24 protein-coding genes are annotated in these 24782 nt (G+C 53.2%); 8 read left to right on the top strand and 16 right to left on the bottom strand.

The window, feature by feature from the left end; translation table 11 throughout:
• Positions 1 to 15: 15 nt before the first annotated feature.
• Positions 16 to 936 carry a flagellar protein MotY gene (locus ACFOMG_RS02170; protein WP_376864463.1) on the bottom strand — a complete coding sequence of 307 codons (921 nt, stop codon included), beginning with the start codon at positions 934 to 936 and terminating at the stop codon, positions 16 to 18.
• A 149-nt stretch (positions 937 to 1085) separates the two neighbouring features.
• Here ACFOMG_RS02170 and pyrC point away from each other — a divergent pair, with 149 nt between their 5' ends.
• The 4 genes from pyrC to ACFOMG_RS02150 are packed head-to-tail and all read left to right on the top strand — an operon-like array spanning position 1086 to position 3852.
• On the top strand, positions 1086 to 2123 hold the full coding sequence (gene pyrC, locus ACFOMG_RS02165; protein ID WP_376864462.1) for a dihydroorotase: 1038 nt from the start codon (positions 1086 to 1088) through the stop codon (positions 2121 to 2123).
• A 9-nt stretch (positions 2124 to 2132) separates the two neighbouring features.
• The gene (gene rnt, locus ACFOMG_RS02160) at positions 2133 to 2792 is read left to right on the top strand and encodes a ribonuclease T (RefSeq protein ID WP_376864461.1); all 660 of its coding nucleotides are present in this window, start codon (positions 2133 to 2135) and stop codon (positions 2790 to 2792) included.
• Positions 2792 to 3169 carry a YacL family protein gene (locus tag ACFOMG_RS02155; protein ID WP_376864460.1) on the top strand — a complete coding sequence of 126 codons (378 nt, stop codon included), beginning with the start codon at positions 2792 to 2794 and terminating at the stop codon, positions 3167 to 3169. The genes rnt and ACFOMG_RS02155 overlap by 1 nt, the downstream gene beginning before the upstream one ends.
• An 11-nt stretch (positions 3170 to 3180) precedes the next feature.
• Positions 3181 to 3852, top strand: a complete 672-nt coding sequence (locus tag ACFOMG_RS02150) for a YoaK family protein (RefSeq protein ID WP_376864459.1) — start codon at positions 3181 to 3183, stop codon at positions 3850 to 3852.
• Here ACFOMG_RS02150 and ACFOMG_RS02145 read toward each other — a convergent pair.
• The 4 genes from ACFOMG_RS02145 to dnaE are packed head-to-tail and all read right to left on the bottom strand — an operon-like array spanning position 3833 to position 9624.
• Positions 3833 to 4378, bottom strand: a complete 546-nt coding sequence (locus ACFOMG_RS02145) for a hypothetical protein (RefSeq protein ID WP_376864458.1) — start codon at positions 4376 to 4378, stop codon at positions 3833 to 3835. The genes ACFOMG_RS02150 and ACFOMG_RS02145 overlap by 20 nt on opposite strands.
• Entirely contained in the window at positions 4354 to 4794 is a 441-nt protein-coding gene (locus ACFOMG_RS02140) for a hypothetical protein (protein ID WP_376864457.1), read from the bottom strand. Before ACFOMG_RS02140 ends, ACFOMG_RS02145 begins: the two co-directional genes overlap by 25 nt.
• Positions 4795 to 4811: 17 nt before the next feature.
• Entirely contained in the window at positions 4812 to 6152 is a 1341-nt protein-coding gene (gene tilS, locus ACFOMG_RS02135) for a tRNA lysidine(34) synthetase TilS (RefSeq protein WP_376864456.1), read from the bottom strand.
• Entirely contained in the window at positions 6133 to 9624 is a 3492-nt protein-coding gene (dnaE, locus tag ACFOMG_RS02130; RefSeq protein ID WP_376864455.1) for a DNA polymerase III subunit alpha, read from the bottom strand. Before dnaE ends, tilS begins: the two co-directional genes overlap by 20 nt.
• A gap of 105 nt (positions 9625 to 9729) precedes the next feature.
• Between dnaE and ACFOMG_RS02125 the strand changes: the two genes are divergently transcribed.
• On the top strand, positions 9730 to 10068 hold the full coding sequence (locus tag ACFOMG_RS02125; protein ID WP_376864454.1) for a DUF2956 domain-containing protein: 339 nt from the start codon (positions 9730 to 9732) through the stop codon (positions 10066 to 10068).
• Between the two features lie 58 nt (positions 10069 to 10126).
• On the opposite strand, the gene ACFOMG_RS02120 is transcribed toward ACFOMG_RS02125, so the two are convergent.
• From ACFOMG_RS02120 to ACFOMG_RS02100, 5 genes are all read right to left on the bottom strand, one after another.
• Positions 10127 to 10537, bottom strand: a complete 411-nt coding sequence (locus tag ACFOMG_RS02120; RefSeq protein WP_376864453.1) for a DUF6691 family protein — start codon at positions 10535 to 10537, stop codon at positions 10127 to 10129.
• Positions 10534 to 11004, bottom strand: coding sequence for a YeeE/YedE family protein (locus tag ACFOMG_RS02115; RefSeq protein WP_376864452.1), 471 nt, complete (start codon positions 11002 to 11004; stop codon positions 10534 to 10536). Before ACFOMG_RS02115 ends, ACFOMG_RS02120 begins: the two co-directional genes overlap by 4 nt.
• Positions 11005 to 11095: 91 nt before the next feature.
• The gene (locus ACFOMG_RS02110; RefSeq protein WP_376864451.1) at positions 11096 to 12397 is read right to left on the bottom strand and encodes a sodium ion-translocating decarboxylase subunit beta; all 1302 of its coding nucleotides are present in this window, start codon (positions 12395 to 12397) and stop codon (positions 11096 to 11098) included.
• Positions 12398 to 12411: 14 nt separating this feature from the next.
• Positions 12412 to 14196, bottom strand: a complete 1785-nt coding sequence (gene oadA, locus ACFOMG_RS02105; RefSeq protein WP_376864450.1) for a sodium-extruding oxaloacetate decarboxylase subunit alpha — start codon at positions 14194 to 14196, stop codon at positions 12412 to 12414.
• A 98-nt stretch (positions 14197 to 14294) separates the two neighbouring features.
• Positions 14295 to 14540, bottom strand: coding sequence for an OadG family protein (locus ACFOMG_RS02100; protein WP_376864449.1), 246 nt, complete (start codon positions 14538 to 14540; stop codon positions 14295 to 14297).
• A 291-nt stretch (positions 14541 to 14831) separates the two neighbouring features.
• Between ACFOMG_RS02100 and ACFOMG_RS02095 the strand changes: the two genes are divergently transcribed.
• On the top strand, positions 14832 to 15890 hold the full coding sequence (locus ACFOMG_RS02095) for a tRNA dihydrouridine synthase (protein ID WP_376864448.1): 1059 nt from the start codon (positions 14832 to 14834) through the stop codon (positions 15888 to 15890).
• A gap of 9 nt (positions 15891 to 15899) precedes the next feature.
• Here the strand turns inward: ACFOMG_RS02095 and ACFOMG_RS02090 are convergent, their stop codons facing one another.
• The 3 genes from ACFOMG_RS02090 to ACFOMG_RS02080 form a co-directional block, all read right to left on the bottom strand.
• Complete coding sequence (locus tag ACFOMG_RS02090) at positions 15900 to 17030, bottom strand: 3-deoxy-7-phosphoheptulonate synthase (RefSeq protein ID WP_376864447.1); 1131 nt, start codon at positions 17028 to 17030, stop codon at positions 15900 to 15902.
• Positions 17031 to 17316: 286 nt separating this feature from the next.
• The gene (locus ACFOMG_RS02085; RefSeq protein WP_376864446.1) at positions 17317 to 17508 is read right to left on the bottom strand and encodes a hypothetical protein; all 192 of its coding nucleotides are present in this window, start codon (positions 17506 to 17508) and stop codon (positions 17317 to 17319) included.
• A complete protein-coding gene (locus ACFOMG_RS02080; protein ID WP_376864445.1) occupies positions 17490 to 18074 on the bottom strand; it encodes a methylated-DNA--[protein]-cysteine S-methyltransferase in 585 nt (194 codons plus the stop codon). The genes ACFOMG_RS02085 and ACFOMG_RS02080 overlap by 19 nt, the downstream gene beginning before the upstream one ends.
• Before the next feature lie 158 nt (positions 18075 to 18232).
• Between ACFOMG_RS02080 and ACFOMG_RS02075 the strand changes: the two genes are divergently transcribed.
• A complete protein-coding gene (locus ACFOMG_RS02075) occupies positions 18233 to 18820 on the top strand; it encodes a lysophospholipid acyltransferase family protein (RefSeq protein WP_376864444.1) in 588 nt (195 codons plus the stop codon).
• A gap of 80 nt (positions 18821 to 18900) precedes the next feature.
• The gene (locus ACFOMG_RS02070) at positions 18901 to 19707 is read left to right on the top strand and encodes a TatD family hydrolase (RefSeq protein ID WP_376864443.1); all 807 of its coding nucleotides are present in this window, start codon (positions 18901 to 18903) and stop codon (positions 19705 to 19707) included.
• A gap of 2 nt (positions 19708 to 19709) precedes the next feature.
• Here the strand turns inward: ACFOMG_RS02070 and ACFOMG_RS02065 are convergent, their stop codons facing one another.
• The 3 genes from ACFOMG_RS02065 to ACFOMG_RS02055 are packed head-to-tail and all read right to left on the bottom strand — an operon-like array spanning position 19710 to position 24641.
• Positions 19710 to 21584, bottom strand: a complete 1875-nt coding sequence (locus ACFOMG_RS02065; RefSeq protein WP_376864442.1) for an ATP-binding response regulator — start codon at positions 21582 to 21584, stop codon at positions 19710 to 19712.
• Positions 21585 to 22466, bottom strand: coding sequence for a hypothetical protein (locus tag ACFOMG_RS02060; protein WP_376864441.1), 882 nt, complete (start codon positions 22464 to 22466; stop codon positions 21585 to 21587).
• Between the two features lie 18 nt (positions 22467 to 22484).
• Entirely contained in the window at positions 22485 to 24641 is a 2157-nt protein-coding gene (locus ACFOMG_RS02055) for a TonB-dependent receptor plug domain-containing protein (RefSeq protein WP_376864440.1), read from the bottom strand.
• Between the last annotated feature and the right edge of the window lie 141 nt (positions 24642 to 24782).

Below are 24782 nucleotides of genomic sequence, written 5' to 3'. Positions count from 1 at the left end.
CCAAGGGCGACGCGGTCAGCGGTCGTTGCGCGGCGGTAACTGAAACAATAACTCCGGCGGAATCGGCACATCGTCACGCTGCTCCAGCCGGATGGTTACCCGGCGGTTTGCCGCCCGGCCTTTCGCCGTGTTGTTGCTGGCCACCGGATAACGACCACCGTGAAACCGGGTAGTGATCATATCCGGGTTGATGCCCTGTTTAATAAAATAACGCTCAACATCTTCAACCCGGGCTTTGGACATCTGGCGCTGATCATAACGCCGCCCCTGATTATCTGAATGACCATCCAGATACACCGCAAACACCCGAGGGTCATGCTGAATATAAAAAATAATGGTATCCAGTATTTTACTGTCTTTTCGATCGATGGCGTTTTCACCGGCGGCAAAAAACACCTTGGAACGCGCCACCTGATCAAAATTAACCGGTAGCAGCTGTTTTACACACTGCAGGTAATCCTGATAGAAGTCATCGAAGGCGAACGCCGCCACCTGTACACGGATATAACGCTGCGGATCATAGTAGGTTTTATGGCTGATGGTTGGCCACTTACCTTCCATCAGGGCGTGTAAAAAGCGATTGGTACGTTCATGATCGAGTGTCAGGTTAGGAGTATCTTTCACGATACGGGCCGTTCCCAGGAATTCAGTCTTAACACTCGGTTGCCAGTCCGGCGGCAGAATACTGACCCTCGCGTTACTGTAATCCATCAGGTTGCGGCTGGTTTCCAGCTGAAAATGCACGTCTTCCCCGGCCCGGTGGTAAAACACGGCACTGCCGTAATCCGGCACCGTTTGGGCAAAACGGCACTCAAATACCGAGCCGCTCAGCAGCCATTCGGTATTGTCCAGGCCAGCGCGGAACAATAACGGTTCCGCCGCCTGGGTTATCGGCGTCAGCATCATCAGCAATAGCAGAGCAGTTAATCGGGGCATAATCCAACCGTGTTCGATACGTCATCAGACCCGGATACAGGGCCTGTTGGGGTTATCGGCAGGCCGCCGAGATAATTAAGAAAAAGCCGCTGTTTTTCGGTACAATGCGCGCCAAATCCATCCTTCAAGATTAGCTGAGGTTTGCCCCTATGACTGAGCGCATCACCATTACCCGTCCTGACGACTGGCATCTGCACCTGCGCGACGGCGCTGTACTGCAACATACCGTGCCGGCCACAGCCCGGGTAATGGGGCGGGCGATCATTATGCCAAACCTGCAGCCGCCGGTGATGAATGCTGAACAGGCGCTGGAATACCGCAGCCGCATTTTGTCGAAAGTGCCACAGGGGCTGAACTTCAATCCACTGATGGTGCTCTACCTGACCGATAACACCACCCCGGAAATGATCCGTGAGGCCAAACAGGCCGGTCATATTGTCGCCGTAAAGCTGTATCCGGCCGGTGCCACAACCAATTCCGACTCCGGCGTGACCGACCTGGGCAAACTGGATGAACTGGCCGCAGTGCTGGCTGAAAACGACATCAAACTGCTGGTACACGGTGAAGTTACCCATTCCGACATCGATATTTTTGATCGCGAAAAGCGCTTTCTTGACGAAATTCTGGTGCCGCTGGCCGCGCGCCATCCGGATCTGAACATGGTGGTGGAGCACATTACCACCAAAGACGCCGCCGATTTTGTCAGCAGCCAGGGCGCCAATGTCGCCGCCACAATTACCGTTCAGCATCTGGCCTATAATCGCAACCATATGCTGGTTGGCGGCATCAAACCACATTTCTATTGTTTGCCGGTACTGAAACGCAACACCCATCAGCAGGCATTGCAGGATGCGGTTGTCAGTGGCAGCGCCAAATTTTTCCTCGGTACCGATTCAGCCCCGCATGCCAAAGGCGCCAAAGAAAGTGCCTGTGGTTGCGCCGGGTGCTACAGCGCTTATGCCGCTATCGAATTATACGCAGAAATTTTTGACGATCTGGGCGCACTCGACAAGCTGGAAGGATTTGCCAGCCACCACGGCCCCGATTTTTATGGTCTGCCACGCAACAGCGATGAAATCACCCTGATCAAACAAGACTGGCAGGCCCCTCAGGAAATGCCGTTTGGCAGCGACATTATTGTACCGCTGCGGGCCGGCGAAACCCTGCGCTGGAAACTGGACTACTAAGGATCTCCGATGAGCGACGAAAAACAGGAAAAGTCATTAATGGCACAGCGCTTCCGCGGGTTTTTACCTGTGGTGGTGGATGTCGAAACCGGCGGTTTTAACGCCCGTACCGATGCCCTGCTGGAAATTGCCATGGTCACTCTGCGCATGGATGACGACGGTTACCTGCACCCACACGAAACCCTGTCGGCCAATATTCATCCGTTTGATGGCGCCAACCTGGAGCAGGAAGCACTCGATTTCACCGGCATTGATCCGTTTGATCCGGAGCGTGATGCGGAATTTGAAATCGACGTATTAACCGAGATGTTTCAGACCATTCGCCGTGAGATAAAACAATACGGCTGCAACCGGGCGGTACTGGTGGGTCATAATGCCCATTTCGACCACGGTTTCCTGCGTGCCGCCGTGGATCGTAACGATATTAAACGCGACCCGTTTCATCCGTTTTCATCATTTGATACCGCTTCCATTGCCGCTATTTCACTGGGGCAAACGGTGTTAGCCAAATCCTGCAAAACCGCGGGCATTGAGTTCGATAATAACTCGGCCCACAGCGCCGAATACGATACTTATAAAACAGCTGAACTGTTTTGTTATATCGTCAATCGCTATAAAGATCTGGGTGGCTGGCCACTGGCCAACAGCGCGGATATGGAGCAGGACTGATGGAATACCAGTTCAGTTACGGCGCCCGCGGCCCCCAGGCCAGCCTGTCGATGGAACAGGCAGCACTGGGGCGCTGGCTGACGGACGAAATTGGTGCCGATGGCGAACGGGTCACCGGCATCCTGAATAATATCGCTCAGATCCGTGACGGCATTTTTGAAGCACTGGATATCGACGGTCGCGAATTTATTCTGTCACTGAACCGCGACGAAGTGGAAATCAAAGCCAATAGCCTGGCACAACACGACGACGCCGGGCAGCTTGACCAGATCAGCGAGGAAGGCCTGAACTTTTACGACAGCGAAGAAGTCGCCGGCTGTGGTCTGGAAGATTTTGAAGCCCTGCTAATTGCCTGGCTGGAGTTTATTTCCAGCTAACGGAGCCCGGTATGATCCGTAACATTCCCGGCTGGATCCTGATCGCCTGTATCGTACTGGCATTCAGCGCCGGTTATATCAACAGCATCGCCCTGCTCAGCTTTGATCATCAGGCGGTTTCCCACATCACCGGTACCCTGACCAGTACCGCCAGCGCTGCCAGCCAGCGCGCCGGGGCCGAGCTGTGGTCGGGTGGCGCGCTGCTGATCAGCTTTTTTATCGGCGCGATTGCCAGTGGCATCATCATCGGTAATGAAGCGTTAAAAAAAGGCCGCCGCTACGGCGTCGCCCTGACGCTGGAGTCATTGTGTTTATTATTGGCCTGGTGGTTATTCCGCGAGGGCCATATCGCTGGCGAATGGCTGGCTTCAGCAGCCTGCGGTTTGCAGAATGCGATGGTGGCAACTTACAGTGGCTCCGTCATCCGCACCACACACATGACCGGTATTTTATCGGATATCGGCTCAGCCGTTGGTAACCTGCTGGCCCGGCGGCGGGTGTTAAAACCCCAGCTGCGCTTACAACTGGGCATTCTCGCCAGTTTTTTTGCCGGCGGCATCGCCGGCGCCTGGTTATTCAGTGTCGTCAGTGTTGATGCCTTGCTGCTACCCGCCTGCTGGGTATTCGTGCTGGCGGTTATTTATCAGCTCAGCCTGCGGCGTTTCAGCGGGTCTTCACAGTAATTTCGACTTCCACCCCTTCAATGGTATTGAGTGGCGGAATCAGCAATTCCTCTTCGCCCGGCATCGGCTCCCAGTGCAATTTACCGGAAAAGTCGACCGGCGATTCTTTTTTTTGTGGCTTTTCTGCATCAAACAGATTGGGAAAAGTCTGGTGTTCGCCGATCAGTGCCTGATCCTGCCACTGATCAGCGGGCTGTGCCTGGGGCTGACCATGGCGCAGGTCTTCGGGTAACTGCAGATCGAGAATCCGGCGCACGGTTTCCTGAGTCCGCAGGTCAATCTCAACCACAGGTTGTGATTCTGCAACACCCTCACTTTTATCGCTTTCAGGCTCCGGAGGCAGCCGCGGTTCCTCAGCGGTCTGTTCTGAGTCCTCTGACGGGCTTCCGAAAATGGCGGCTACCTGCTGTTTAACCCCACGCAGAATGGGTTGGCGGGAATCTTCACACCCGGCCAGCACCATCAGGAGCAGGCCGACAACGGTATAACAAAAGATCTGGTTTAATCGCACTCGACGTATTTGCACTCTTGCAGTTCGGATTCATCAATATGCCGATGTTCGGTCAGAGTCAGGCTGAGATCAACCCTGCCGACCTTTTCTGACGTAAACGACACCTGAGCCGGTTGGTTTTTTTCCAGTGTCAGCGCCGGACTCCCCAGCAGCATCTGACCTTTTCCCTGATCGGCCGATATCTCTGCCTGCACGGTATAACTACCACCGGCATTCTGCTCCACACGCAACACCAGGCTATAGCCCCCGGCGCCGTGTTCTTCAAAGCGGCTGGTATCGTTTTCGAGAATAACAAAAGCACTGTCGGTTTTCAGCTGACCACCGAAGTGCAGCCGGGCATTAACCTGATATACCGATAACGCCTGGGCAGAGCTGGTCAGTAACGACAACAACAGACACAGCCAGACCGGCCATTTATTCACAACCTTCATACGGCAATCCCATAAAATCATAATGACTGGTAGCTGAGCTGCAGGCCATCAGCCACCCAACAATGTTCGTCAACGGCCAGGCCTACCACGGCGGCCAGCCGGCCTTCCGCGTCCTGCAGGCATGGCCAGCCTGCCCGCAACCAGGGCGGAATGCGGTTTTCCTGCCACAGGTGTTTCAGCGTCTTCGCTGGCCGCCCGGCCGGACGAATGTTCAGCCCGCGACACCAGGCGGCCGGGATCAACTGATAATGGCCAGGTTTTAACCCCGCCTCCCCGGCCTGCTGACGCACACAGATGCGGGTATAACCATCGGGCAACGGAATATCGCTGGCGTGCCGGCCCAGCTGTACATCACTCACCGTCAGCTCCGGCAATAAGCCGTCGTCAGCATAATGCAGATACAACTTGCTGTTAAAACGCTGGAGCCACCATTGACCCAGTTGCAGCAGCGGTTGTTTATCCGCCGCAGCCGGTATTATTTCAGCAAATATTCGTTGCAGTTGTATGGCAGAAGGAGGCTGAAGCTGATGCTGCGCCAGCCACTGGCGGATCAGATAAGGCTGAAGCCGGGCCGGCTGCTGCTGCAGACGTTCCAGGCACAGGCTGCTGTTGGCTGTCAGCGGCCAGTCACAAGGGTCACAACATTGCTGCTGCAACGGCTGCAACAAACTATCCAGTACCTCACGGTCCTGCTGCAGCTGTTCAATACTGCGCAACACTGATGCTTTACGCCCGGGAAAACGTTGCCACAACGGCGGTAATAATTCACGCCGGAGCCAGTTGCGATCGTAACGACGATCCTGGTTGGATTCATCTTCCACCCAGATCAGGTGCTGTTGGGCAGCGTATTCTTCCAGCTGCTGGCGTTCAACGTCCAGCAGCGGCCGTAATACCTTAAAACGACCATGACGACGCTGCTGTGGAATCGCACTTAAACCACTCAGCCCGGCTCCGCGCAACCAGCGCAGCAGAAACGTTTCGATCTGGTCGTCAGCATGATGCCCGGTTAGCAACACGTCACCGTCCGCCAGGTGATGATCAAACGCCTGATAACGGGCATTGCGGGCAGCCTGTTCAACGCCCTGCTGACGGGCCTCCACCGTTACCCGCTCACATACCAGCCGGATGCCGCTGTCGTCACAGAGCTTATGGCAGAAGTCGGCCCAGCGATCCGCATTGGCGGATAAACCATGGTGTACATGAATAACACTCAGGCGTTCTCGCAGCCCCGGCTGGCTGGCCAATAAATGCAACAGCACACACGAATCCAGGCCACCACTTAAGGCGACCCAGAGGGGTTGATCCGCAGCTAGCTGCGCCAGCTGCCGGTTAACGGTATCAGTTAAATAACAATTCAACGGCATCCTCGCCAAATTCATATTTCAGCTGCAACAACTGATCATCCGTGGGGTTAATCCGCCAGTTATCGGCCAGCTGAATATCACAACGGGCCACCTCATTATGGAAATCAAGAACCACCGGGCAACCATGCTCCAGCGGTTGCAGTTTGTTCTGCAGCTGCTGGCATAAACCATCCACCGCCCGTTCAGGATCGATGCGGATACGTAACGACTTGGCATAACTCAGGCGCGCCTGGCTGATTTCCATCGCACTGCGGCCGGTCGCTTTTAAGCCACCGGAATAGTCGTCATGGCTGACCTGAGCTTCGACCACCAGCACCCGGTCCTTGGCGACCACTTCGCGAACCTCTTCGTAAACGTCGGCGAATAACGCCACTTCCATCCGTCCGGAGCGGTCATCCAGAGTGACAAAACACATGTTATCGCCGCGCTTGTTTTTCATCACCCGCATATCCACCACCAGACCGGTCAGCTTCTGTGTACCTTTACCTTCCTGCAGGTGAGACAGCTTGGTGGGCACCAGCTGGCGTACTTCTTTTTCATATTCATCAAACGGGTGGCCGGTGACGTACAGACCCAGAGTGTCTTTTTCGCCCTGTAACCGTTCTTTTAGCGTCCATTTACGTAAATGGCGATGGCGCTCGTAGGGATCTTTTTCATCCGCCACTTCCGCTTCCACTTCGCCGAATAAATCGATCATGCCAGCGGCTTCATTAGCGGCGGTCTGGCCAGCCGCTTTTACCGCATCTTCGATGCTGGCCATTAATATCGAACGATCTTCAGCAAAGCAGTCAAACGCGCCACAACGCACCAGTGCTTCCAGCACCCGTTTATTAATCCGCTTGGCATCACAACGCTGACAAAAATCGAATAAATCCTTAAAGGCACCGCCGTCTTTGCGTGCTTCGGTAATCGCCTCGACCGGCCCTTCACCCGCACCTTTAACCGCCCCCAGGCCATACACGATGGCACCGGCATCATTAACCGTGAAACCAAACTCCGATTGGTTGACGTTCGGCAGCACCAGTTCCAGGCCCATTTCCCGGCATTCTTCGATAAAACCCACCACCTTATCGGTGTTTTGCATATCGGAGGTCATCACCGCCGCCATAAACGGTGCGGGGTAATGTTTTTTCAGCCACAGGGTGTGATACGACACCACGGCATACGCAGCCGAGTGCGATTTGTTAAAACCATAACCGGCGAATTTTTCCACCAGGTCGAAAATTTTCATCGCCAGATCAGGGTCAATCCCCTGCTCAGCGGCACCGGAGCGGAACAAATCCCGCTGCTTGGCCATTTCTTCCGGCTTTTTCTTACCCATCGCCCGGCGTAACATATCTGCCCCGCCGAGGGTGTAGCCGGCCAGTGCCTGGGCGATCTGCATCACCTGTTCCTGATAAACGATTACCCCGTAAGTCGGTTCCAGAATCGGCTTCAAGCTTTCATGCTGGAAATCCGGGTGAGGGTACGCCACTTCAGCGCGGCCGTGTTTCCGGTTAATAAAGTCATCGACCATGCCGGATTCCAGCGGCCCGGGACGGAACAATGCCACCAGGGCGATCATATCTTCCAGATTATCCGGCTGCAGACGACGCACCAGGTCTTTCATACCGCGGGATTCCAGCTGGAATACCGCCGTGGTCTGAGCCGTTTTCAGGTACTCAATCGACGCTTTATCATCAAGCGGAATTTCCTCCACCCGGATCGGCTCTTTGCCTTCTTTTTCGCGGATGCGGTTAATCGTTTCCAGCGCCCAGTCGATGATCGTCAGCGTCCGCAGACCGAGGAAGTCGAACTTCACCAGGCCGGCTTCTTCAACATCATTTTTATCAAACTGAGTCACCAGGCCGGCACCACCCGGCTCACAGGCCGTGGCGGAAAAATCGGTCAGTTTGGTAGGCGCAATCACCACACCACCGGCGTGTTTACCGGTCTGGCGGGCAATACCTTCGAGCTTCAGCGCCATTTCCCAGATTTCCTGGGCTTCCTCATCGTCGTTTAAAAACTCCGCCAGCGCCGGCTCACTGTTGAGTGCTTTCTCCAGCGTCATGCCCGGATCACCGGGAATTAATTTCGATAATTTATCCGCCAGACCAAACGACTTGCCCTGCGCCCGGGCAACATCACGTACCACCGCCTTGGCTGCCATGGTACCGAAAGTCACAATCTGCGATACCGCCTGGCGACCATAGTTATCGGCAACATAAGCAATCACCTTTTCCCGGTCTTCCATACAGAAGTCGATATCGAAGTCGGGCATCGATACCCGTTCCGGGTTAAGGAAACGTTCGAACAGCAAATCGTATTGCAGTGGATCCAGATCGGTAATTTTTAACGCATAGGCCACCAGGGAGCCGGCACCGGAACCCCGCCCCGGACCAACCGGAATTTCGTGATCTTTAGCCCACTGGATAAAGTCCATCACGATCAGGAAATAACCGGGGAAACCCATCTGGTTAATAATATCGAGCTCGAACTTCAGCCGATCGTCATATTCTTTGCGTTTTTCGGCAAACTCAGCAGAGTCCGGTTCAAGGTCAGAGAAAATAAACTCCAGCCGTTCCTGCAGCCCCACTTCCGAAATACGACAGAAAAAATCCTCTTCGCTCATCCCTTCCGGAATCGGATAATCCGGCAGGAAATATTTCCCCAGTAACACTTCAACCGAACAACGCCGGGCAATTTCTACGGTGTTTTGTATTGCCGACGGAATATCTTTAAACAGCTCCGTCATTTCCTCCGCACTGCGGAAATACTGCTGGTTACTGTATTGCCGTGGCCGGCGTTTATCATCCAGCGCATAACCCTGGCCAATCGAGACCCGGGTTTCGTGGGCTTCAAAATCATCAGCCTCAATAAACCGCACATCATTGGTTGCAACCAGCGGAATTCCCAACTTGCCGCCCAGAGCAATACCGGCTTTTACGATACTGTCATCGCCCAGTCGCCCGGTACGTTGTACTTCATAATAATAACGGTCACCAAAGACCTGCTGATATTCCTGTAACAGAGTCTCAGCACTGTCCATATGCCCCTTGAGAATACGCTGACCCACATCACCGTCACGACCGCCGGATAAAATAATCAGACCGTCATGCTGTTCAAACAACCAGCTTTTTTTGATCATCGGGTTATCGAAATGCTGATTATCCATAAACGCCCGGGAAATCAGTTCACGCAGCCCCAGATACCCCTCAGGTGTTTGGCACAGCGCCGTGATCCGGAACGGCTGATGGATATCGTCCTCATTTTCCAGCCACAGGTCAGCTCCCAGAATCGGCTTGATGCCCGCCGCCAGTGCACCCTTGTAGAACTTCACCAGCGCGTACATGTTGCCCTGATCGGTCAGAGCGACGGCTGGCATTTCCATGGCTTGTGCGGTGCCGATCAGCTTCTTCACCCGGATAGTACTGTCATACAGGGAATATTCAGAATGGACACGCAGATGGACAAAGTTCTGGGACATGTGGGCGGGCTACTTTCGCTGGCAAACAAACGACCATTGTAGCGACAATCGCCGTCTAATGGCACACTCCTTCCCCGAAACTCTACAGTCAGGACACCTGCCATTATGGCCCGCAAACAAGCCAAAGCCGCCATCTCAGATGAAACCCGCAACGAAGCACTGAAAATCGCCAGGGGTACTCAGAAGCCCGGCCAGACCAAAGAGCAAACCAAACTGATTGCCCAGGGCATAGAAAAAGGCATCGCTGAATATAAAAAACGGGAAAAACAAAAAGCGCGTGAGCGTGATAAACAACGTAAGCAGGAGTTGAAAGCAAAACAGCAAAATGAAGAACAACCAGCAACCGAAACACATTCCGGAAAGCGGCAACAATCCAGACTGGCCTGGTGGCTGCTAATAATTAGCTGGGTATTATTTATCGCTTATATAATAACGGCGGCATAAAGGTGAACGGCATAAACGCCGCTCACCTGAACAAAGCAAGAAACGGCCGCCACGACATTCACCTGGCAAACCAGCGTCCCTGCACATAAGCACCGGCAAACATCGCCATAAGCGTCCAGATTAATGGCCAATTCCCCGCTCCTAAACCAGCCACCGCAGGCGCCGGGCAAACACCGGAAATGCCCCAGCCAATACCAAACAGCACAGCGCCAACGACCGTTTGCAGCAGCCGTTGTTTTGGCCTGCCAGAAAAACTCAGTGCCAACAACGGACGCCTCATCGCTTTGGGTGCCAGCTGGTATACCAGCATGGTTAACCCGGTGGCGCAGCCCAGCACCAGCAACAAACCAAAGTCGTTAAAATTCAGAAACTGCAACACGGCTTCCGGTTGCACCATAGTCGATAAGGTCAGCCCGGCACCAAACAACATACCGGCAATTAATACCGCCAGCACATAAGGTATATTCACAGTAACACCTCCGTCATCAGCTGCGCCGTCAGAATAGCGACACTCAGAAACACCACGACGGCTAATACCGAAGACAAATCAAATGAAGCTACGCCACAAATTCCATGGCCCGAGGTGCAGCCATTGCCCAAACGGGCGCCAAAACCGGCAATAAAACCACCAATAATTAATTGCCAGGCCGGCAGCTCAGTTGTTGGTATGTCTAACCCGGCCATTTGCCAGATCAAAGCCGCGCCCAACACCATACCCAGTGCATAAATTAACCGCCAGCCGCGACTGGACAGCTGACCGGTCGATTGAAAATACGGCAACCTGGAGAAAAACGACAAGGTCGAACTGAAAAAAGAACTCGCACCACCCTGCAGACCGGTGGTGAGGTATAACAGGCTGACACCGGCACCAATTAATAGGCCACCCATGGCGTAGTGCCACATGCCATTTGGAAATAACGAGGTGATAATATCCATAATCAACTACCTGGAAATATTCTTAGTGATAAAAAACGCCGCGCTGTTTCCAGAGCGGCGTTTTTCTTAACGTCTTACCAGATGTTAATGATTAGCCAAAGAAGCTGATCATCACACCGGCTGCTACCGCAGAGCCAATTACACCGGCCACGTTTGGACCCATGGCGTGCATCAGCAGGAAGTTCTGGCTGTTCGCTTCCAGACCGACCTTATTGGATACACGTGCTGCCATGGGCACCGCCGAGACACCGGCCGAGCCGATCAGCGGGTTAATCGGATCTTTGGTCAGGGCATTCATCAGCTTAGCCATCAGAACACCTGCAGCAGTACCCACACAGAAGGCAATCAGACCAAGCACAATGATTGAAATGGTATCCCAGTTCAGGAAGGCATCGGAGCTCATCTTGTAACCTACGGACAAGCCGAGGAAGATGGTCACGACATTGATCAGGGCATTCTGAGCGGTATCACTCAGACGCTCAACCACACCGGATTCCTTCATCAGGTTACCAAAACAGAACATACCCAGCAGCGGTGCTGCGGAAGGCAGTAACAGTGCAACCAGTACCAATACGGCAATCGGGAAAACGATTTTTTCTCCCTTGGATACAGTACGCAGCTGGCTCATCTGAATCTGACGCTCCTGCTCGGAAGTCAGTGCTTTCATGATCGGCGGCTGAATCAGCGGAACCAGCGCCATATAGGAGTAAGCCGCTACCGCAATCGCACCCAGCAGTTCCGGCGCCAGTTTCGATGCAATAAAGATCGAAGTCGGGCCATCCGCACCACCGATAATACCAATCGCCGCCGCCTGCTGAATGGTGAAGTCCATTAAGCCTGCATCGGTCAGCAGTACCGCACCGGCGACGGTACCAAAGATACCGAACTGGGCTGCAGCACCTAACAGCAGTGTCTTAGGGTTAGCCAGCAGAGGACCGAAGTCGGTCATCGCACCCACACCCATAAAGATCAGCAGCGGTGCAACACCACTGGCAATTGTCATGCTATAAAACACGTACAGCATACCGTTATCGAAACCGGCAGCCGCACCTAAAGCCAGCGCTTTTTTATACACGACGACTTCTGCACTGTGATAAGCATACAGAATTTCCGTCATGCCGGCATCAGCCGCCAGACCAAATAAGTCACGGAATTGCGCCAGTAAAGCCGCATTTTCGGAACGAATGGCCGCTTCAGCTGCCGACCAACCGAGACCGGCACTCGGAATGTTTACCATCAGAGTGCCCACCGCAATCGGCAATAACAGCAAAGGCTCAAAGCCTTTTTTGATGGCCAGGTACAACATACCAAACGCCACCAGCATCATCATCGCCTGGCCAGGTGCAATATGAGCAATACCTGTATCGTTCCAGAGACGGAGTAAGCTTTCCATCAGTCAGCCCCCCATTAAGCCAGTGTATACAGAGTGTCGCCAACCTTAACGGCAGCACCTTCTGCAGCAGCAACACTGCCAATGGTACCGGCACGTGGAGCACGTACCTCAGTTTCCATCTTCATGGCTTCCAGGATCACAACCACGTCGCCTTCAGCGACCTGCTGACCCGGCTGAACCAGCACTTTCCAGATGTTACCAGCCAGCGGTGCAGCAATTGCCTCTCCACCAACAACAGGCGCTCCACCACCTACAGCTGCAGCGCCTGCAGCTGGTGCTGCACCGCCCATGCTCAGAGGTGCGCCATTTACTGGAGCCAGTTCTTTAATGTCGCCACCGTCGTCAACTTTAACAACGTATTCGTTGCCATCAACGTTAACAGTGAAGGTATCTTCGTCAGCGCCCTTCGGAGCTGGTTCGAATGCATCCGGGTTACCACGATTTTCCAGGAACTTAGGAGCAATCTGAGGGAACAGAGCGTAAGTCAGCGCATCGTCGATTTTGTCGGCAGCCAGCTTGATGCCTTTATCGGCAGCCAGTGTATCAACGTCGGCAATGATCTTGTCCATCTCGTTTTCCAGCAGGTCAGCCGGGCGACAAGTAATCGCTTCAGCACCATCCAGAACGCGAGCCTGCAGCTCAGCATTCATCGGCGCCGGTGCAGCACCGTATTCGCCTTTCAGGATGCCCTGAGTTTCTTTAGAGATAGACTTGTAACGCTCGCCAGTCAGTACGTTCAGTACCGCCTGAGTACCAACGATCTGAGACGTTGGAGTTACCAGAGGGATGAAACCCAGGTCTTCACGAACACGTGGAATTTCTTTCAGTACGTCGTCGAACTTGTCAGACGCGCCTTGCTCACGCAGCTGGTTTTCCATGTTGGTTAACATGCCGCCAGGAACCTGGGCAACCAGAATACGGGAGTCAGTACCTTTCAGAGCACCTTCGAATTTGGCGTACTTCTTACGCACATCGCGGAAATATGCAGCAATTTCTTCCAGCAACAGCAGATCGATGCCGGTCTCACGCTCAGTACCTGCCAGCGCCGCAACAACTGATTCAGTTGCGGTGTGGCCGTAAGTCATGGACATAGAAGAGATCGCAGTATCAACGCGGTCAATACCCGCTTCGACGGCTTTCAGGATGGTCATGTCAGACAAACCAGACGTCGCGTGAGCGTGCAGCTGAACTTCCAGGTCAGTCTGAGCTTTCAGCTTGCTGACCAGTTCAAAGGCGTCGTATGGCGTCAGTACACCGGCCATATCTTTAATGGCGATGGAGTCTGCGCCCATATCTTCAATTTGTTTCGCCAGCGACACCCATGCTTCCATGGTGTGGACCGGTGAAGTGGTAAACGACAGCGTACCCTGTGCGTGTTTGCCCTGTTTCTTAACCGCTTTTAAGGCAGTTTCCAGGTTACGCGGGTCATTCATTGCGTCGAATACACGGAAAACGTCTACACCGTTGGTAGCAGCGCGCTCTACGAATTTTTCAACCACATCGTCAGCGTAGTGACGGTAGCCCAGCAGGTTCTGACCACGCAGCAACATCTGGTGCGGGGTTTTTGGCATGGCTTTTTTAAATTCGCGAATGCGATCCCATGGGTCTTCGCCCAGGAAGCGGATGCAAGAGTCGAATGTTGCGCCGCCCCAGGACTCAAGTGACCAGTAGCCAACTTGATCCAGCTTTTCAGCGATGGGAAGCATATCGTCGATGCGCATACGGGTTGCCAGAATAGACTGGTGTGCGTCGCGCAGAACGACGTCGGTGATACCTAGAGGTTTTTTAGAATCGGTCATGGGTGATGGCCTTTTCAATCCGTTAACGTTGTAAACGTTTGGGTAATCCAAAATCGCGGGCTGCTACTTTTGGTAGCTTGATCGGTAACTGAAACCAGTTACTTCTGACGCGCGCGATGCTCTTTTACCGCAGCGGCTAATACTTTCAGCAGCTGAGGGTCTACGCCTTGAGATGGAGCAACAGGTGCGGGTGTAGCAGCAACCTCTTTTTCCGGCGCAATTTTATTTACCAGTTTGGACATGGCGCTGGTGACAAAAACCAGCATGGTCAGGAAGACAAAAACGACTCCCATACCAAACACCATCAACTCCAAACCTTGAGAGACGAGACTTGGCTCAGTCATGTCAGACGTCCTCTGTTTATTGTGTAAAAACTTACCAGCACATGCTGACGAAACGCGCAGTTATGGGGATGGTAAGCCGACGTAGAGTAAATAAAAGTCAATATCAGCGCAACACAAAAGAGGCGACTCCTGGCCGTTTTATAACCAGCCTTAGGCCCCGGAGCGCGGTGCTCCTAGTACCAACGTAGAATATAACAAACGGTGTTATTCATTATTCACCAACCTTATACAGCTGGAGAAGTCGATCACTCAGGCGTATAATTTGCGACCCTTTTTCAGCGACATTTCCTTATGTTCAGCGGCACCCTCCCCTTTCAGAACAGTCAATCTCCGTATATTGCACTTGCCCCGATGGAAGGACTGATGGATGGTCATTTTCGCGAGTTATTAACCGCCGTCGGTGGTATCGACCACTGTGTGACGGAATTTATCCGCATCACCAAACAAGTATACCCACAGCGGGTGTTTAAACGCTTCAGCCCGGAACTGGCGTATCGCGGCGAACAATGTGGAAAAACCCGTGCCGGCACCCCGGTGCATGTACAGCTGCTGGGCAGCGACCCACAGCTGATGGCAGAAAACGCTGCGAAAGTGGCTGCCATGGGCGCTCCGGCTATCGACCTCAACTTTGGCTGTCCGGCTAAAACCGTGAATAAAAGCCAGGGCGGCGCTGTGTTATTGCAGTGGCCGCAGCTGATACACGACATCACAGCTGCAGTACGCCAGGCGGTGCCGTCTCATATTCCGGTGTCTGCCAAGATGCGCCTTGGTTTTAAAGACAAATCACTGGCACTGGAAAATGCCGACGCGCTGGCCTCTGCCGGCATCCAGTGGTTAACCGTGCACGCCCGCACCAAAACCGAGGGGTATAAACCACCGGCATACTGGGAATGGATTTCGCGAATAAAGGACAGGCTTACCATCCCGGTACTGGCCAATGGTGAGATCTGGACAGCGGATAATGCACAACAATGTATGCAGCAAAGTGGTTCAGATATTCTGATGATTGGCCGCGGTCTGGTGGCAACACCGGATCTGGGGCTGCGCATCAAGGCACAACATGCGGGTTCAGATTATCAGCCGCAAGGCTGGCAGCAACACCTGCAGCTGTTCCGCCAGTTAGCCGACGACATCCAGCACCTGAACGACAAACAACTGACCGACCGGCTGAAGCAATGGCTGCATTATTTCACCATGCAATCACTGGAGATTTCAGCAGTCTTCCAGCAGGTAAAACGTGAGCGCGACAAAGAGCAGTTCTTTGCCAAACTGGATCAGGCCATTATTGAGGTCGGAAAAAGTCCTCTGCGGCGGGAGGATTTTAAGCAGTATCAGCATAGTGGGTTTTAAAGCGACGGATTACTTCAAAGTATCGTGTAATTCGCGCAATAAATTCTCAGTCTGCCCCCAGCTGATACAAGGGTCGGTAATCGACTTACCATAGGTCAGCTGACCATCACCCTTTTCGCCATCCATACCTTGTTTGCCTTCTTCCAGGAAGCTCTCCAGCATTAAGCCAATGATCGCTTTATTACCTGCTGCTCGCTGAGAAACCACCTCTTTAGCGATATCAATCTGACGCAGGTGTTGTTTCTCGGCGTTGTCGTGGCTGCAGTCCACCATCACCTTGGCATTAACGCCACCCGAAGCCAGGGTTGCCAAAGAAGCGGCAATACTGGCGGCGTCGTAATTAGTGATGGTATTACCCTCAATATTTTTACCGCCGCGCAGTACCAGATGGGTATCCGGATTCCCCGGAGTGTCGAGCATGGCTATCTGACCATCGACATCCAGCCCCAGTGTATGATGGCTGTGGCGCGCGGAAATCATGGCATTCACCGCAGTGGTTGCTGAACCGTCGGTACCGTTTTTAATTCCCACCGGCATCGGTAGATGACTGACCATTTCACGGTGAGTCTGGGACTCCGCAGTACGGGCACCAATTGCAGTCCAGCTGATCAGATCATCCAGGTACAGCATGGTTAACGGATTCAGCGCTTCGGTTGCCAGCGGCAGGCCTAATTCCGCCAGTTGAATCATTAACCGGCGTGAGCGGCTGATGCCCTGCTCCATATTGCCACGACCATCACGTTGCGGATCATAAGCCAGGCCTTTCCAGCCAATATTAGTACGCGGTTTTTCGACGTAAGCGCGCATCACGATTAACAGCTTGTCGCTGAGCTGCTCATTCAATGCCGCCAGGCGCTTGCCATAATCCAGCGCGGCCTGTTCGTCGTGTAACGAACACGGGCCGGTAACAATTAACAGCCGCTCGTTATCACCGTTTAATACGTCCCGTACCTGCTGACGCTGTTGTTCGATCTGCAGTACCAGTGCATCACTGAGCGCCAGCTGGTGTTTTAATTCCCGTGGTGTACACACCTGCCGTACCGCCGGATCATTAGCCGCCGGACTGTTTTCCTGATCACGGGTGTTTTGTCGGTCATTTCCGTTTTGCGTTGGTTCCATGGTGTTCACTGTTGGTTTCATGTCATGTTCCTCAATAGATTTAGCAAAGTCGTGTTAAAGGCTGATAACGATGGATCAGGGCCAATAGGCCACCAGTCCACCGCAGCTAAATCGCCCGGCGTACAACCGTTGAGTAGTCATGTTGCTATATGTACCACGTGCTTCCATGTTCCTGACTCACTTCGGGTGTCATTTCAGCCAACTGAATGACACGCAATAAAAAACCCCGACTGGCTGACTGCCAATCGGGGTTTTTATTTGTTCCCTGGTGGCAGCCTGGCGTTTCGCCGGGACTGCCAACTTTCTTTTAGCTGGCGGCACCCGACTGCTGACTAAAATAGCCAAAGCCATACCACCAGAAATACGCGCGCACAGCAGCAACCAGACCTGTGTTGGTCTCGGCGTTTGCAGGGTAAATGTCGCGGGTATCTGAAATATTCATAGCCTTGATGGTAACGGCCTGAGCGTATTTTGCAACCGCTAATTTGCCGTAAAGCACAGATTTTGCTGCCCACTTTCAGCATTCAGCTGAACCCGGGTGCGCTCATTAATCACACCGTCCTGCAGCTGGCATCCTTCATGACGTAACAACGCGGCCTTGATCTCCAACCCGCCGGCATAACCGCGCAACGCGCGATCGCTGCCGATTACCCGGTGGCAGGGAATAACAATACTGATTGGATTCCGGGCATTGGCACTGGCCACCGCCCTGACCGCTGCGGTATTGCCAAGGCGTTGGGCAATCTCACGGTAACTGCCGAGCTGGCCAAACCTCAGCTGCTGCAACTGCTGCCATACCCGCTGCTGAAAAGCGCTGCCAAGCGGCTGTAGCGGTAAGTCAAAAACCAGCGCCTCGCCCTGACAATAACGGCTCAGTTGTTCAGTGCAGGCCTGATACCAGCTGGCCTGCCGGGCGTTATAAGCAACCACTCCCGACTGAAAACGAATACTGCGAATATGGCTGTTGCTGCCACGGATCACCAGATCGCCCCAGGGAGAGTCCAGCACCAGGCACACCGGCCCTTCCTGCAACAACTTATCATCAGCCACGGACTTATGTGCCACGAGTATTCACCTCCGTAATGTCGTCCGACGACTGGCGCAGATCAAGTTTGCGCCAGATAGCCTAATATGTCAGTGACGACGCGCAATCGGGCTATTTCTGTTGTCACCAAGGCAGAGTATGATCGCGCGCAACCGGAATCTGATGAGTAATAAACTTCATGCATACCACCATGTTCGATACACCGATCCTGAAAACCCTGCTGCGCTGGCTGTCGATCATCGCACTAAAGCTGTCAGGCTGGAAGGCAGAAGGGGAAATCCCGAAAGACCTGAAAAAGTGCGTCATGATTGCAGCTCCTCATACCAGCAACTGGGACCTGCCGTTTATGCTGTTTATCGCCTTTAAACTGCGCGCCAGAATCTATTGGATGGGCAAAGAACAGATTTTTAAGCCACCGTTTAAACGCCTGATGATGTGGATGGGAGGGATTCCGGTAGACCGCTCCAAAGCCAACAATATGGTTCAGGCATCCATCGATGCCATTAAAACCAACGAACAGCTGTTTCTGATTGTGCCACCCGAAGGTACCCGCTCGAAGGTAACTTATTGGAAAACCGGCTTTTACCACATCGCTCATGGTGCCGGCGTACCGATCCTGATGGGTTTCCTCGATTACAACAACAAAACCGGCGGCATCAAAGGCATCTTCACCACCAGCGGCGATATCGACGCGGATATGGAAAAAATAAAAGCCATTTACGCACCAATCAATGCTAAAAAAGCCGATCAGTACCATAACGACTGAGCCACGGTCGTTCTGTCCGGGCAAAGGAAGGCCCGCAATGATATACTTCCGGCGCTTTTATTTTTTCTGTATAGCTGGTTATGAGTAATAAAAAACGCCGCGAAATCCCCGTTTATCCCCATCCGATCATCGAGACCCATTTTCATCTCGACTACCTCAAAGAGGGAACGCCGGAAGAAATTCTGGCTGACGCCCGTGCTATCGGCGTTGAACGTTTTATGACCATTGCCGTTCAGCCCGACAATATGCCCACCGCCTTACAACTGGCCGAAAGCCAGCCTGATGTGTACGCCACGCTGGGTGTTCATCCACATGAGGCGGCACTGTTTGACGACGCTGCCGACGGCTACATTCAGACTCATGCCATCAACCCCAAGGTGGTGGCGGTTGGCGAAATTGGTCTGGATTATTTTTACGATCATTGCGACCGGGATGTACAAAAGCAGGTATTTAAACGTCAGCTGCAACTGGCAATCGACTGTCAGTTGCCGGTGGTGATTCACACCCGCGAAGCGGATGAAGACACCATGGCTATTCTGCAAGAATACGCTCCCCAAATGCCGAAAAAAGGCGTGGTGCACAGCTTCACTTCCGGACTGGAACTGGCCCGGACCGCTGTCGATTTAGGCTTTTGCCTGGGCATCAACGGTATCGTCACTTTTAACAAGGCAGATAATGTACGCGAGGTGGTGGCACAAACACCACTGGAAAACCTGCTGCTGGAAACCGACGCGCCGTATCTGACACCTGTCCCCTATCGGGGTGGAGAAAATGCACCTAAATATCTGCCATTTATTGCAGAGAAAATTGCTGAGGTGAAAAACATCGGCGTTGAAGAGGTGCTGACAGCCACTTACCGGAATTCACTGCGGACGTTCTTTTCCTGAACTCAAGATACCGCAACCAGCCAGCGCTGCAGGGTTTTACGAATGGTATCAACCTTCAGTGGTTTGGCCAGGTAATCATTCATCCCGGATTCGCGGCACTGCTGGTAAACCTGATCAGAGGTATTGGCTGTACAGGCCACCACAGGTACAGTATTGCCCTGCTGACGCAGTTGCCGGGTCGTTTCAAAACCATCCAGTCCGGGCATCTGGCAGTCCATCAGAATCAGGTCGTAAGATTGCTGCTGCAGCTGTTGCAGACAGGCTTCACCTGACTGCACGGTATCCACCTGCAAACCGGCAAAACTTTTCTGCAGCATTTTTTCCGCGACCTTCATGTTGACCGGATTATCCTCAACAATCAGCACTTTCTGTCCCTGTGGCAACTCATCCTGACAACAGCTCTCCGCCAGTGCTACCGGAAATTCAACCTTCACCCGGGTACCACCGGACGATGTATTCTCAAGCGACAAACGCCCACCCAGCAAGCGACTGATGTGGCTACTGATGGTCAGCCCCAGGCCAATGCCATCATAACGGCGGTTAAACGACGAACTGATCTGCGAAAAGGCCTCCAGCACACGTTGTTTGTCTTCATCCGCAATACCGATACCGGTATCACTGACCACCACACATAAACGCTGTTCGCCATCGAACTGCTGCAGCAATAAATCCAGCTGAATACTGCCCCGCTGGGTAAACTTAAAGGCATTATCCATCAGATGGCGGACAATCTGCCGCATCAGGGCCGGGTCGGTCAGCACCGCCTGCTGGGTCAGGAGCTCGTCATAATGGACTTTCAGTTGCAGCTGTTTGTCTGCCGCCAGACGCTGATAGCGGCACAACAAACCTGAGAGCAGTTCATCCAGTTGTTGCTCCGAGTGCAATACCTGCAGCTTATTACTTTCGGTATCCACGACAATCAGCACGTCTTCCAGCAGCTGAGTCAGATGACTGAGCGACTCTTCAGCCATGCCCTTATATTCCCGAAAATCGGCCTGTGAAACCTCCGGCGTTAACAGCTGCAACATGCCAATTGCACCGTTGAGCGGGGTCCGGAATTCGTGACTCATCATCGCCAGGAATTCACTTTTAGCCCGACTGGCATGCTGGGTTTTCTGCTGCTCCGCCATCAGCCGATCGGTATAGATCTGCTGATCCCGCTCCGCCTGTTCCAGTGAACTGGCTAACTGATTGGCATTTTTCTGTAACCGGCCCAGCTCGGCACCGTCGTCAACCCGGATGCGCGCTTCGATATCCCCACGCGCCAGCTGAGCAATAAAGGCGGATAACTTCTCCAGTGAACGGATAATATCAAAGGCCGTAAAATGGCCAATCAAAGCAGCAATTAATACCACCATCAGGCCGGCAATCGCCGCCTGCCAGAGAATGGACAACTCGCGTTCACGGGTAAAGGTATCGGTCAGACTGAGGTGAATGGTCGCCAGCCGTTGCTGGTCAGTTTGTTGCTCATTGCTGTCATCAAACTGTGAAAACTCATCCAGCCGCCAGACATCCCGGTACACGTCAAAACTGCGCACCTTAATATCTGCCGCTGCCACCAGCGGAAACTGTTCATCCAGTGTTTTCAACAACTGGCGACCGTCTGCGGCCTGTATTTCCACGGCAATCACATCCGGCTGCCGTAAGGCGGTTTCAATCAGTGGCTGTAATAATTCGTAGTTGCCGGAAATCAACGGATATTCTGCCGCTGCCGCCAGGTTTTCCAGCAACAGGTCCGCCAGGGCTTCCTGACCCGCATGCACATCCTGCCAGCGCTGGAACATATAAAAAGACGACAGGATCACAATCGCGGCCAGTGTCGGCAATGCCGCCACCAGCATAATCCGCCGTCTCAATGACCACTGCTGGAAGTGCATTTAACGCCCCTCCAGCTGCTGCAGTTGTTGTTGCAGAGCGTCCTGATCGGGCAACAACAGGTTCAGCGAACGGCCAACCTGCTGGTTATAGCGCACTTTAAAATAAGGGTTATAACCTGCTTCCGGCCAGATATTCTCTTTCAGCCCGGTCAGCAGGATCTCGCGCAGGCGTTGCACAACGTCATCCAGATCACTGTAGGTGGTCGCTAACGCGCCGGCTTTGATATAGGCACTGGATGGCCCGATCAGGGGTTTGTTCTGGCGATAGGCAGTAATCAGAATATTTTTGATATTGGCGGAGCTGAACAACCCGGGATCATAAACACCAATCAAAGCGCTGTTATCGCGTAACGACTCAATCAGGGCACGATTCAGGCTGGGAGACTGGTCAACAAAATACGGGGTAATCAGAGCGGAGGTCAGAGGTTTACCCGCATAACGCCGAGTCTCTAATTGCTGCGGGTTCGCCGCCAATATACCCAGCGGCCGATCCGGACCGAGAATCGCTTTCGCCAGTGCTATCTGCCGCTCCAGCGGAGGCTCAATATATAACGCGGATGCCAGTGTTAATGAAGACTGGCGCACATGCTGACGACTGACAAATACTGCCACTGCCGGCACATCCCGCTCCTGCCACTGTTGCAGCGCCTGCGCCCCGGCCAGCACAACGGCCCGGTATTGCTGCCAGTCGGTTTTTTCATGAATTAACCGTACTTCAGCACTCAGTCCGGTCTGGTCACTGATGGCACTGGCCAGCTGAGTGATAGAATTCAGCGGTTTATGGCTGACAACGGCAATGTCCGCCGCCAGCGATGGCGACGCCCAAACGCTCAGCCATATACTGAGGAGCAACAAGCGAATCATATGGTGCGTTGCTTCCATGCCGCCTCTGTCCATGTTTCAGAAATTCATGCCCAATTGAAAAAAGTAAAGGTCGGTTGTGGCGTAATACTGACCGTTATAAACAAGTGAATTATCATCAACCACATGATGCCAGAAAACCCCGGCCCATGGCGAGAAACCTTTCAATTGCCATCGCTTGCGGGCATTAATTTCATAACGGCGGTAACGTTTACTCGCTGCATCACCGTAACTGTCATACCAGAAATGAGATCCTGTCAGGCTCCACTGATCACCGCTGTGATGCCAGCTGGCCACCACGCTGTCGCGCGGTGTCGCTTTTAGCTCAACCCGCTGTTCTTTAACGTCGGCATTAATATAAGCACCCACCAGACGCAGCCAGTTGCGCTCACTGGCCTGCCACTTCATCTGCAACTCAGCACCATCAACCCGCATCCGGTTATTGGAGTTCACTTCGGTGGTAATCAGCGCGATGGAATCGGAAATCAGCTGGGTCAGATCATCACGGTACATTTTCAGATCCCACTCCAGAGACTCCACCTTGCCGTAATAACCTAACTCGTAGCTGATAATTTTTTCGTGATCCAGATTACGGTTATCTTCAAACTGGTTAACGAAAATCCGGCCGCTGCTGAGATTCAGATAGTTATCACTGAGGCCATCAATCTGTACCGAATAGCGCGGCGACTGCTCCAGCAAATCCGGCGAGCGAACCGCGCTGGAGTACACTGCGCGGATACTGTGTTGTGGCGCCAGCAGGAAATTAGCCGATAGCCGCGGCGAAAAGGCATCATCATTCTGATCTTCAATTTCATACATACCGCCGGCATTCATAATCAGCCAGTCGCTGACACGCCATTCAGCGTTAGCAAACAAACGATAAGTATCGTTGTGCGCCACGCCATCAAACAGAGTCCGGGAGTCCACCTGGTCACGCCGCATGCTGATGCCCGATACCGTACGGAAACGATCGCTCCATTGCACGGTATCCTGCCACTCGATATCAAAACGCTGTTCCTGTAAGCCACGTTCGGTCTCACCACAGGTTATGTCATAGGGGCTGGCATCCTGAGCCCGTTGTAATACCGCATTCACCAACGCCTGCTCGCTACTGCTGGCAGAAGATAATAATGCGGCATTAAAACCGCTGTAAAACAACCCCAGCGCCAGCTCAGGATTCAGCTGATAGAGACGAAACAAATCCGGATCAAGTGCCACCGCCGGCACACAGGCAGAAGCATCCTGGCGGCGGCTGTCAATCTGCCAGTAGGCCTGCAGGTGAGCCGAGTGGGTGCGGCTGAACTCCTGTTGCCAGCGCGACCAGGCATAGCCCTGACGGGTTTCCTGATCCGGATAACTGGTATCGTAAGCTTCTTCACGGCGAATATCGGTATGGCCCTGTTTATAAGAAAACTGCAGATCGAGATGACTACCATCATCCAGCTGGTTACTGACATAAGCGGTGACAAAGCCGTGACGCCGGCTATCGCGCCGCTCGTCTTTATCCTGCGCCTCATCACCATCATAACCATCATCGGCATTCAGCTGCGCCGTGATACGGTAACTGCGCTGTTCTTCAGCGGCCGAATAACTGACAAACGAATCGTCGTAGCCCTGATTACCACTGCGATAACGCACCCGGGTCCCGAGCGTATCGGCCGGATGTTTGCTGACGATATTAATGATGCCAAGATATGAATTAGCGCCATAGGACGCAGCATTCGGGCCGCGGGTCACTTCGATACGGGCGATATCTTCCAGCGCCAGTGGCACATCATCCCAAACCACCGAAGCAATTGACGCTTTAAACACCGACCGGCCGTCAATCAATACCTGCAAACGCCGCATAATGCTGGGGTTTGAGGCGTGATACACCACAGATGGATTATTTTCATCATCACCATGACCAATAAACATGCCCGGCACAAAGCGCATCAGTTCCGGGATGGTGCGTACCCCCCAGGCCTGAATTTCAGCCGCACTGATGACAGTGACACTGGCAGGCACTTCTGCTCTGGGTTGCTTCAGACGGGCAGCCGTCAGCACCACGGGCAACTCTTCCTGCAACATAAAGGGCGCATCCAGCGCAAGTTCGTCCAATTCGTCAGCCACAACACCAGACGCTGCTAAACCACTCAGTACCAGCGCTGGCAGTGACAGGCGGAAGTATTTCCGCACAGTCGTATTTATTGTCATTGGGTTATCTTGCCAGCTGAAAAACGATTATCGGATCTTCTCTCAAGTCTAGGCACTGTGAGCAATTAGTAAAATGACAAATCAAACCTAATACTTTCGCCTGACCTTTTATACTTACGGCAGGCTGTCGGAGCAAGCGCC

This window comes from Bacterioplanoides pacificum (genome assembly GCF_042648445.1).
Classification (GTDB): domain Bacteria; phylum Pseudomonadota; class Gammaproteobacteria; order Pseudomonadales; family Oceanobacteraceae; genus Bacterioplanoides; species Bacterioplanoides pacificum.
This window is presented reverse-complemented; position numbering and strand designations above follow the sequence as displayed.